Raw genomic sequence first — 11463 nt, forward strand, 5'->3', positions numbered from 1 at the left:
TCTGAACAGACACACAAACTTTAATATTCAAAGCCTTTTTGAAACGCACTAAAAAGAGAAAGTTAATTCAAGGTCATCTCATAGGTCTCATTCATAAAGTCGACTGTTATCATGTACGTTCCGGCCTGCGTATCATCGGTAATATTGGGTCCCCAATAACTGAGTTCGCCAGCCGATCCACCCCAATATTCATCCCACTTATTGCTTTCACGATAAATCCTGAATCCGTCAGTAGACTGTGCGGTAACTTCCACGGTACCGGAATAAACCCCTTTGTCGGTTTTGGCCAATGTGGTATTAAAATCCCACTCATCGTTGAGGCCAGAGATATAAACTACATCTCCCATAGGAAGAACTGAATAAGTCAAATTCAGCGTGTCGGCAGTAATAAAGTAAGTCCCGGTTTCCGGAGCAGGAATGTTATCAGGTCCGTTTTTGACCAGGGTACCTTCGGTTGTACCCATAGTAAAATAAGGAACTCCCCACTCGGGTTTTGTGTACATCTGAAATCCCCAGTTAGAATTCACATAAACTACGCCAGCATAAAGAGAATCGTTAAGCTGGGAAATGTAATTATCAAACCCCCAGTCGCCACCGGTTTCACCGTCAAGAGTTCCCGGAAGATACAAATAGGGTATTACTTCTTCTTCCTGAGGAAGATGATTGCCTTCGGTGAATGTATAAGTCCATTCGGTTGGGTTACTAAAGTCCATTATTAAAGTATGGGAGGCGGCTGTGGGTAAAGTAAAAGTAGCGGGAGAATCCGATAGCGTCAAATTCCCGCTTTCACTTTCAGCAAAATATAGAGTTGTTTCAGTCCCCTGTGAATCACCGGTTGACATATTGAAAAACAAAGCATCACTATGCAGAAAAATTTGGGCATTCTCGATTGACGGATCAATTAATCCTGCCCATTGTTCAAACGATTTATAGAAAGCAAGTGTATCGTTTTCAGGAACATCCCCGGTAACCACGATTTCGGGCAACAAAGTAGCTGACCACTCCAGATCATTGACACTCATAGTAACGTAATAATGGCCACCGGTACCAGGAAACCAGCAATTCCACATCGATATGGCATCGTCCGACAATTCAAAAGGCGTACCCGGATCGGAATCATTGCCCCATATTGTGCCGTCTCCTTCGAGGAAGTAACAATTCAACCATGCAGAAGCCGCAACGAATCCTTTATATTCACCATCCGACTCAGGAGAATGGAGCACAGCCAGAGTATCCTTCTGATCTTTATCAAGGACAAACAAACGCGACATATCAATTTCGTAAGGCGTTACATCCACCGAAACCACATTGCTGAATTTTGGCGACATGTTTTCTCCGAGCAATGACTGAATCCTGAAATAGAGCGGGGATGAAACCCAGGGTTTAAGTCCGGCATCTTTAGCCCATGTATTGAGCTTTGCACCGGTAAAGGTATAATACGAAAAGTCGGGTTCCAATTCTACAAACGATTCAAAATTTTCTGATGCCGAAGCCTGCAACCTGATACCGGGTACTCCTGAAGGGACACCCATTGAATCATCGCTAACAGTAAGTTCACTTCCTGACCAACTCAAAGACAGAACAGATTCATCGTTATTCTCCTGTGACAGGACAACTGATGACTCTGATGCAGTTAATTCAGCAGCTTCATGCCCCGAAAGAATAAGTTTATCCCCTTCTTTCTCGCAGGAAGAAACTGTTAAGACTGCAACAAAAATGGTGATATATAATTTAATAGTCTTCATACAACAGATCGTTAGATTTACAGATATTAGATTTAAGATTATTAATGAATTTTGATATACTGCATTTAACAGCGCAAAACCTATAATCACAACTAACTTGCAACTTATTACAAAGGTTTGAAAGAATATTAGTCGATAAACAAATTAATAGTCTTCATTTGACAGGTTTGGATTTGCCGTTAATTCGGTAGCCGGTATTGGGTAACGGTTGTACTTATCGTCCACTGCCTTTCCGTCTTTAATGCCGCCTTTCCATTGCCAGGTGTATTTGTCGGAAGTGAAGGCATCGAAACGAATAAGATCAGTACGGCGTACCCCTTCCCAATACAACTCTCGTGCTCTTTCGTCAAGGAAAAATTTATAGGGAACCCCGTCAACGGTTTCAGTAATATCGTTTTGTGAGACTTCCGCAGCATTCCGGTGGTTTCGCAGTTCATTAACATATTGGAGGGCAGTTCCAACATTTGTATTAGAACGCACAGCAGCTTCGGCATACATCAGGTAGGCATCAGCAAGCCGGAACATTGGAAAGTCAGTGTCCACACCATCGTTATTAGTATTTGAAGCCACTATTCCGTCATCGGTCAGGTTGCTCCATTTCAGAACAAAGTAACCTCCTGAACGATCGTCAACACCGCCATCCATGTACTGACTCTGACCTTCGGTATAAAACATAGCACGATCGTCGTTCTCCATATCGAACAATTCGGGAACTTCTCCACGAATACGGAACATGCTCCAGGCGCTGGCGCAACCAACAGTATCGGCAGGCGCCCCATAATCGGTGTCGACCTCACCGCAAACAAGATAAGTAGTCGCACCCCATGTAACCACGTGACGACTGTCTACCACCAGTGGAAAAATGATCTCATTCCCAATTCCAACCCGCTTGTGGTTGTCGGCATTAAACAATCTGGCATAATCGGATTCAAGTTCATAACCCTCATCAATCACCTTTTGACTATACGTCATGCATTCCTGATAGTGGTCGCCGGCATTGTACGACTCTGCATTCAGATAAAGGCGAGCCAGCAACATCCATGCGGCTGCTCTGGGAGCTCTGCCGTAGATGTAGTTTTCGGAACTGAGCATTTTCTCACTGCAATCGATCAGCTCTGTTTCAATAAACCCGAAAATTTCCGATGCATCCCACTCTTCAGGCAGTTTAGAGCTTCCAATCAATTCTTCGTCGGCAAAAGGAATATCGCCGAACAGATCGAGTGCATGATAATATGCCAGGGCTCTCAGAAAGCGTGCTTCGGCACGAAATGTTCTTATTTCTGCCTGTTCTTCTTCGGTAAATCCTGCAATTCTGCTATCTGTCGAATTTTTCAGAAATTCGTTGCACAGAGAAATGGTGTAGTAGGAGCGATAGTACATATCTGCCACCCACGGGTCGTTTGCGTCCCAGGTGAGGAATGTAAGGTCACCAATATTATCTCCTTCAATCCAGGTAGAGCCAATCTCATCGGTACCTGCTTCCTGCATATTGAAGTAACAGCGCATATAATCGTAACCGTTGTTGCTTTGAAGATCAGCATCGCCTCCACCTTTTTCCTGTCCGGCGGTTACGTAAGAAGCATAACATTTGGCAAGAGCTGAAATATAATTATCGGGATCGGCATAAACCGACCTGGATGTTTCCTGAACATGCGGATATTGGTTCAGATCATTGGTACATGCTCCCATAATTGCAACTGTCAATACAAGCAATATATTTATCAACTTTCTCATTTTCTAATTCTTTTTGTTTTAAAACTGAAAACCAAGACTTAAAGAGTATATCCTTGGACGCGGATAAAACGACAAGTCCATACCATTTGGAACTTCAGGATCAACACCTGTATATTCAGTGATGGTAAATACATTTTGGATCATTGCCGAAGCGTTCAGGCTGATATCCCAGATAACAGTACCAAAATTGTAATCCAGTGTCAGATTATCCATTTTCAGGAAGGACGCATTCTCCACATAATAATCCGAAAGATATTGCCGGCTTTGAAAACCTGTCTCCAGATAACTCGAATGCAAATTATTGAGCTGATAGGCATTGTAAGACATTGTGCCAAAAGCCCCGGTGTTCATAGCCATACCATTGTAGACATAGTTTCCGATATTGGCACGCAGATTAGTGCTTAAAGTCCAGTCTCTGTAGCGAACAGAAGTACTAAAACCAAGAATGTAATCAGGCGCCGGAGAATTGTAACGGTACAAATCATCGGAGTTAATCAAACCGTCCTCATTAACATCAGCGTAGGCACCTTCAACGGGCTTTCCGCTTTCATCGTACAACTGATGATACACATAAAACATGTAAGGTTCATAGCCTTCGGTCAGAACCTGGAAATAATAACTATCGATGGTCGGTCCAACAGAAGTATTAGTGATTTCAGCATCATCGATGAGAGAAAGATTCTTGATCTTTTGTTTTTGCCACGCAGCATTAAAACTAAGTTCCCATGTCCAGGCGGCATTATTGACCGGGACAGTGTTGACAGAAATTTCCAGTCCTTCACTGTCTACGTTACCTACATTGGTAAGAATATTTTTGTCGAAATTTGTGCCGGCAGGAGAGGGCACTGTAGCCAGAAGGTCTTCCGTTTGCCGGGTATAATAATCAACAGAACCCGATAAACGATTGTTAAAGAACCCTATGTCCAGACCAAAATTCCAGGCTTTTGTGGTTTCCCATTTCAGATCGCCAACATAAGCTTCGGGACGATAAGTGTTGATGGCCTCAGAACCAAAAATATATTGAGCGCCTGTTTGACTTATGGTGTAGACAGGAATATAGCTATAGTTACCAATTCCTTCCTGTTGTCCGGTTATTCCGTAGCTTCCTCTAAGTTTCAAATTTGACAGAACGTCAATATCTCTGAAGAACGGTTCTTCAGACACCCTCCAGGCTAATGCAACAGAAGGGAACGTACCCCATCTTTCGTCTTCGCTGAAACGAGAAGTGCCATCGCGGCGGATTGTAGCTGTGAGCATATACTTTGATGCCAGCGCGTAGTTAATACGTCCGTAATAAGATATTAATGCATGTCGCTGGTCGGTTGCGGCAGATGAACTTTGTACTTCTCCTTTTACATTCAGTTCTTCAAAAAACGGAGTGGTATTCTCCCAGTATTGATAATCATATCCGGCTGTTACATCGATGGTGCTGTTAATGGCTTCCAGATTGTTGTTGTAATTGAAATAGGTGGTCAACAGCCTGTTTTCCTTTTTCTCAGGCCCATATTCATAATCCCGTCCATTCGAAAGATAATACTGTGCAGCTGTTGCCGGAACATATACCTCTCCCTGTCCCTCGGCATAATCATATCCCAGGGTAGCATGAAACTTTAACTCAGGAAGAAAGTGCATTTTATAATCCACATCAAAGTTCCCGATTACTCTGCTAACAGTACTTGTTGATTTGTATTGGTTCAACAATCCCACCGGGTTAAGCACAGCTCTTGTAACAGGTATCCCTGCGCCATCAATGGCTTCGGTATATCCTCCAAATTCATCCGTTCCGGAGTAGACAGGGATGGTAGGATTATAAGTTGCCCCACCCCAGATTGCGGTTGTATTTGCGAACCGATTCTTGTTAAGAGAACCTTTAATGCCCACTGTAAAATTCAGATAATCATCAAGAAAAGAAGGAGAAACCGATAAATTTGTCGTCATTCGCTTTACATTGTCGGTCTTCAGAATACCATCCTGATGGTAAAACCCGGCCGAAGCCCTAAAAGGCACATTCTTAAAGGCTCCCGAGAAACTAAGATTATTATCGGTTCCATAAGCCACACGGAATATTTCATCATTCCAGTTTGTTCTGTTCCCGCCAAGCAATGCTTGCTGTTCAGGAGAACCCTGAATTCCTACGACATTGTGAAATTCATGAAATGAAAGCATATCCGCGAGTTTAGTCCGCTTTTGCAAAGAATGAGTTGTGCTGAAGTTGATTTTCAAATCTCCGGTAGTTCCTTTTTTGGTAGTGATTAATATCACACCGTTCGAAGCACGTGAACCGTAAATTGCTGTAGAAGAGGCATCCTTAAGTACGGTCATGCTTTCGATATCGTTGGGGTTGATCAGGCTCATAAAATTGTTGTCATTCCCACTGATACCCCCCGGCTCAAGCGGAACCCCATCAAGCACGATCAACGGATCATTGCTGGCATTAAGCGAGGCACCACCACGAATACGAATAGAACTGCCTGCTGTTGGAGAACCGCTATTCGACATAATCTGAACACCTGAAACTTTGCCGTTAATCAGCTGTTCGGGAGTACTTATTATCCCCTTTTTAAAATCTTTACTGCTGACATTTGACACCGAACCGGTCAGATCCCCTTTACGCTGCTGACCGTAACCGATGACAACGACCTCATCGAAACTTATTACATCCGGTTCAAGTTCAATGACAAGCTCAGTCCTGCCTTCAACAGGTACTTCAACCGTTTTGTAGCCGATATACGAAATTCTTAAGATGTCTGAGGCATCCACTTCGAGAGTGAACATTCCGTCCATATCAGTGGCTGTCCCCTGAGGGGTACCCGTAATAAGAACGGTAGCCCCCGGAACAGTCTCTCCTGTTTCCGCATCCAGAACCGTTCCTTCAACGGTGAGTTGCTGGGCGTTGACAATAATTGCCAGGCTCCACAAAAGGAGCAATACGCCCGGTTTCAAAAAATTTGTTGTCAGATTCTTCATAGGAAAACAATTTGTTGAGTTTCTATCGTCTTTGATATTTTTAAAAGTGGACCCATGTCATTAGTATCAATAGATCGTTAGATTTTTAGATATAAGATGTAAGATGGTTTTTACAACCTTGATATACTGCATTTTAACAAACAAACCTCTTTAGATGCAAACAATTGGCTTGCAGCGTATTGCAAAAGTTTAACGGAGTATTGATTAGTATATAACTTACTATTTTGTGATTGCCCATAAACTCACAAAGATTTTTACAATATGTGTGTCTGTTCAGACAGTGCCAGTTGCAAGGCTTGCGAAGCCGCCAAAAACGGAGTTTACTACTCGTAAATGAGTATTTTGGCGGCGAGCGTAATACAGCAAATGGTACTTTATGGACAGCCACTATTTAAGGCCTAATAGTCGGCCCCGATTTATCGGGGGAACTCGTCCCAAGTGATCGGGGTCCGTTTTATTGTTCTGTTTGTATTACTAATTCGCCCCCTTCCAGCCCGTTGGATAAAGCCGATATAACTATTTTCCCTCCTTCATCGCCAGCCTTCAGAAGCACAGTTGCAATCCCGGCTTCGGCATTAGCGGGGTTGACCCCGATCAGCTCTGCGTCGCCTTCAATATTGAAAGTCACACTATTTCCAGCTTCAGGCAGAGTTGTGCCATTACTGTCTGTTATAGCCGCATAAAGAAAAACCACATCGTTGACACCTTTTTGTAAGGGCTTCCCGCTTTCATCAATCCAAACTTTCAATTTGGCTGCCTCACCAGGTGTTTTACGCATTGCAGAAGCAACCTCCTGATTGTTGACAAAACCTTTGGCCGTAATTTGGCCGGGTTCAAAAGACTGAAGTTTAAAAGTAAACGGAGGGTGTTTCAGATGTGTACTGATGCGATCACTATCCGGGTTTTGTCTGCCAAGAGATTTCCCGTTGACCAGCAATTCAACCTCTTCGCAGTTGCTGTAAACTTTAACATCAGTAAAAGACGGATCATTATAAAAGTTGGCTATTTCAATAAAAGGGCTGTAGAATTCTTCACTTACTTCAGTCCTAATATCGCTCTGGCTTTTATAGAAATAACAGGCAAACTTCGGAAGGCGGAAAATATCCATAATTCCCGACGCTTCAATGTCGGGAGCATACCCGCGATTGTAATCAAACATAAGCCAGTTGGCATCGCCGCAGGCCGGTCCCTGCAAATTACTGTTGTGTGCTTCCTGATAGTTGAGCGCCTGCTGTGCCAGGCGTTTTTGGCCATAGCCCCTTAACTGACGGGAATTGCGTTCTTCTGATGTCAGGTCTTCAAACGCCTCTTGATTAAAGCCGGCATTCTGGGCGTAGTACTCCCAATCGCCATATTCGGCAATAAAGAACGGCTTATCCTTGTCGTATTGGTTCCAGTAGTGCGGTGGTTTACTGTGCTGGCGGGCGGGGGTGAAAACATCATAAACATCATCCATCCAACCGCAGGTATAAACATCATCCCCCGGATATTCTTCATGAACAGCGTTGTGTGCCCTTTGCATGAATTCCCCTGTCATTCCCGATTCATTGAGCGATGCCTCCCAAACCACCACAGAAGGATGGTTGCGGTCGCGACGTACCATATTCCGGACATCTCTTATGGCATTCTCCTGAAACTCTTCATCCCCAAAAAACTGCCAGCCGGGTATGGCGTCCATCGTAAGCAAACCCAATTCATTGCAGGCTTCCATAAACGAATTTGAATGGGGGTAATGCGATAAACGGACAAAATTGAACCCTGCCTGCTTTATTTTGTAGGCATCGCGATAGTTGGCATTGTCCGACAAAGCATAGCCGATGTAAGGATACTCCTGATGACGGTTGGTACCACGCAGATACAAAGGTTTGCCATTCAGGTAGAACTGACCGGGTTCCCAGCGGAAAGTTCTGATTCCGATTCTCTCGGTCACCTTGTCCAGTCGTTTACCATCTTCCAAAAGGGTTACATCCAGCTTATATAAATTGGGATGATCGGGCGACCATAATTCAGGATTATCAACCGTCATTTGAAGATGAAACAAGCTGTTAGAACCCCCTTCTGTAGTTTGAACACCAGAAACCTGCTGAGCCACCTGGTTGCCATCACTGTCCAATAACCGGGCACTGATCTTTGTAGCAACCGCCTTTGCACTCCGGTTATCAACATCGGCTTGTATCAAAACCGTGGCTTTTTCTTCGGTAACATCCTGATACCGGACAAAAATGCCACCACCCGCCACCCGGTTGGCTCCAATCGGATCAGAAATATGCACAGGTTCTTTAACAATCAGCCATACATTACGATAAAGTCCGCTATACCAGTTGAAATCAAGGTTTTCAATGGGCTTGCCCGGAGGAACCAGCGGATTATTCTCGTTATTTAATTTTACAAGAAGTACATTCTGCTGCCCGTATTTGAGCTTATTGCTTAGGTCTACATAAAATGGGAGATACCCACCTATATGAGTTGTCATCTTCTCCCCGTTCAGAAAAACATCGGCAACCTGCATGGCACCTTCAAATTTAACAGCCACATGCTTTCCTTTCAGAGACTCTGGAACTGAAAAACGCTTCCGATAAACACATGTACCCTGCCACTGCTGATCTTTTATTACAAGCGGTTCGATGTGAGCCGTGTGGGGAAGAGAAACTTTCTCCCACGCAATGGTATCTGAACCTGAAGTCAGTTCTGAAACATCCGTCGCTGAGGGCTCTCTGATGAACTCCCAATCATCGTTGAAAAGATTTTCTCTTTGAGTGTAATTTTTATGCCCTTGCTTTATATTGCATGAAACAGTTATTGATATCAGCAAGATAATTGTAATGATTTTATACATAAATAGATCGTTAGATTTTTAGATTTAAGATACAAGACAACTCCTATATTGATGGAAACCAGCGCACTGCCCAAATAAAGCCTTTTAGACATAACCGGTTGAACTTAAGGTATTTGTTAAAGGTCAACGGAGTATTGGCATCTTTGCGTCATTGCGTCTTTGCGTTTAGGCTTTTTTAACTGACTATTTCATTTTGGCATTGCCCCAAAACGGAACCAAAAAGGTCTGGTCCACTAAAACCTGTCTCCCCGCGAAAGCCAAAATTTCCGGCCATTGCGTCAAGGCGTTTAAACTTAAATTTTTTAATACTCTTCACCCAGGTAATCCGCCGCTTCGGTAATGTTGCCCGAGTAATCGAAAAGAGCACAATTTTCCCAACTCGAACCGGTTCCCCACAAATCCTGCATAGCACTGGTTATCCAGGCAGGTTCCCAATAAACAACCCCAATGGCTCCGGCATCGGCCATATTCTGATTCAATGTTATCAGGAAATGTTTTTGTCCTTCGATAGTATAAGGAAACCCCTCGAGTGGAGGATTTTGTGAAGAATAGATGTTATTGTAGCTATCGTTGGCATCGGTTGTAAAAGGGTAGGCCGTTTCCAATACCATAATATCCTTGTTGTATTTGGATTTGACCTGCGAAACCAAATCGGGCAATTCATCAAAAGCAACTTCGGTATGCCAGATGTGATAATAAGAAAAGCCCATGATATCAAAGTCGGAAATGTTACCCTTGTTAATGGCATCGTTCAGCCACCAGTCAAGATTTTTGGGATCAGCTACATGGAGTGCTGTTTTAATGGTCTTCCCGGTTTCTTTTTCAATGTCGTGAACAGCCTGAAGACCGGAATTAACAACTTTCCCAAAATTTTCCCAGCTGCCATCATAAACATTCAAATCCGGAAATCCGGTCTTTTTATTGGTGGTCATCATCCCCGGGTTGGTTTCATTGCCAATTTGAACCATTTCCGGTAATAAATCCTGTTTGTTCAACCAACTCAATATTCTGTATGTATAGTTGTAAACAGAGTCCTGAAGAATTTCAATATCGGCAATGTCTTGCCAGGCACGGGGTACATCCTGACTTCCCGGATCGGCCCAGGTGTCGGAGTAATGAAAGTTGAGTAGCGCCGACATGCCTTCATCGTGTGCCCGCTGAATTGTTTTGGCTACATCTTCGGGCCCGCTGTAAATAATTGTCCCTTCACCATAAATATCCTTTACCCAATCAGGATTATGCCAAATCCTTACACGCACAAGGTTAGCCCCTTTATCGCCCAATAACCGGAATGGATCCTTAATTTGATTGTTCTTTTTATAAGTACCCCCGTGATCTTCGATCTGATTGACGTATGACAAATCCACTCCCAGGATGTATTCTTCAAGTGCAGTATTCGGTTCATCAACATTATTTTCCGGTTTGGAATCATCCTGGCCCGAACAGGCATACGAAAAAAGAGTAACCAGAAAAAGAAACGCCATAATAAGAATAGATGACTGTTTGTTCATTGTTTTTGTTTTATTATTTAGTGTCTGTCCATAAAGTACCATTTACTGTGTTACGCTCGTCCGAAAATTACTCATTTACGATGAGTAAACTCCCTATTTTCGGACTTCGCAAGCCTTGTAAATGACACTTTCTGAACAGACACACATATTGTGAAAATTTTTTGCGAGTTTATAGACGAGCACTATTTAGTGTCTGTCCATAAAGTACCATTTGCTTTGTTACGCTTGTGGTTAAAAGATTGTATTTATTAAAATTCGGTATATCAGCATTATATGAATCATCTTACATCTTATATCACTGTTGTCCGACAAAAAAAGCATTTAACTTTTTGCGCTCAAGCCGCGCGGGCTTTTACTTTTTTTGTTCACGAGATAAAAATTATAAGGTGTTCACGATTTCCGCTTCGCTCCAATTCTACAGACAAAAAAAAGTAAACAAAAAATGCCGTCGCGCAAAGAAATTCCTAAAAAATCAAATTGTTTTTCTAAAATCCGAAAACTCGCTTCGCTCAAACAATTCGGATTTACCTCATTATCGTGTTTGCTTTCAAAGGCATTCGGTGAACTCGCAAGCTCGTTTCTTTACGAAAAACAATCTGATTTTCTTAACGGAATTTCTTTGATGCGAACCTACCTCTGAGCTGTGTAAAGTATTCATAACGCACATAAA

5 protein-coding genes are annotated in these 11463 nt (G+C 43.0%); all 5 read right to left on the reverse strand.

What is annotated here, in order from left to right; all coding sequences use genetic code 11:
* Positions 1-62: 62 nt before the first annotated feature.
* Entirely contained in the window at positions 63-1745 is a 1683-nt protein-coding gene (locus OQ5_RS0118815) for a DUF5111 domain-containing protein (RefSeq protein WP_016778971.1), read from the reverse strand.
* A gap of 144 nt (positions 1746-1889) precedes the next feature.
* Positions 1890-3479, reverse strand: coding sequence for a RagB/SusD family nutrient uptake outer membrane protein (locus OQ5_RS0118820; protein WP_016778972.1), 1590 nt, complete (start codon positions 3477-3479; stop codon positions 1890-1892).
* A gap of 18 nt (positions 3480-3497) precedes the next feature.
* On the reverse strand, positions 3498-6446 hold the full coding sequence (locus tag OQ5_RS0118825) for a SusC/RagA family TonB-linked outer membrane protein (protein ID WP_016778973.1): 2949 nt from the start codon (positions 6444-6446) through the stop codon (positions 3498-3500).
* Between the two features lie 454 nt (positions 6447-6900).
* Complete coding sequence (locus OQ5_RS0118830) at positions 6901-9282, reverse strand: glycoside hydrolase family 2 protein (RefSeq protein ID WP_016778974.1); 2382 nt, start codon at positions 9280-9282, stop codon at positions 6901-6903.
* 302 nt (positions 9283-9584) lie between these two features.
* The gene (locus OQ5_RS0118835) at positions 9585-10793 is read right to left on the reverse strand and encodes a glycoside hydrolase family 53 protein (RefSeq protein ID WP_016778975.1); all 1209 of its coding nucleotides are present in this window, start codon (positions 10791-10793) and stop codon (positions 9585-9587) included.
* Positions 10794-11463: the final 670 nt, after the last annotated feature.

This window comes from Anaerophaga thermohalophila str. Valhall (assembly GCF_000250735.1).
In the GTDB taxonomy this organism is placed as follows: Bacteria; Bacteroidota; Bacteroidia; order Bacteroidales; family Marinilabiliaceae; genus Anaerophaga; species Anaerophaga thermohalophila_A.

Excerpts from the sequence above, each read along its gene's own strand:
- OQ5_RS0118815 (WP_016778971.1), bottom strand. The coding sequence starts at position 1,745 with ATGAAGACTATTAAATTATATATCACCATTTTTGTTGCAGTCTTAACA.
- OQ5_RS0118820 (WP_016778972.1), bottom strand. The coding sequence starts at position 3,479 with ATGAGAAAGTTGATAAATATATTGCTTGTATTGACAGTTGCAATTATG.
- OQ5_RS0118835 (WP_016778975.1), bottom strand. The coding sequence starts at position 10,793 with ATGAACAAACAGTCATCTATTCTTATTATGGCGTTTCTTTTTCTGGTT.
- OQ5_RS0118825 (WP_016778973.1), bottom strand. The coding sequence starts at position 6,446 with ATGAAGAATCTGACAACAAATTTTTTGAAACCGGGCGTATTGCTCCTT.
- OQ5_RS0118830 (WP_016778974.1), bottom strand. The coding sequence starts at position 9,282 with ATGTATAAAATCATTACAATTATCTTGCTGATATCAATAACTGTTTCA.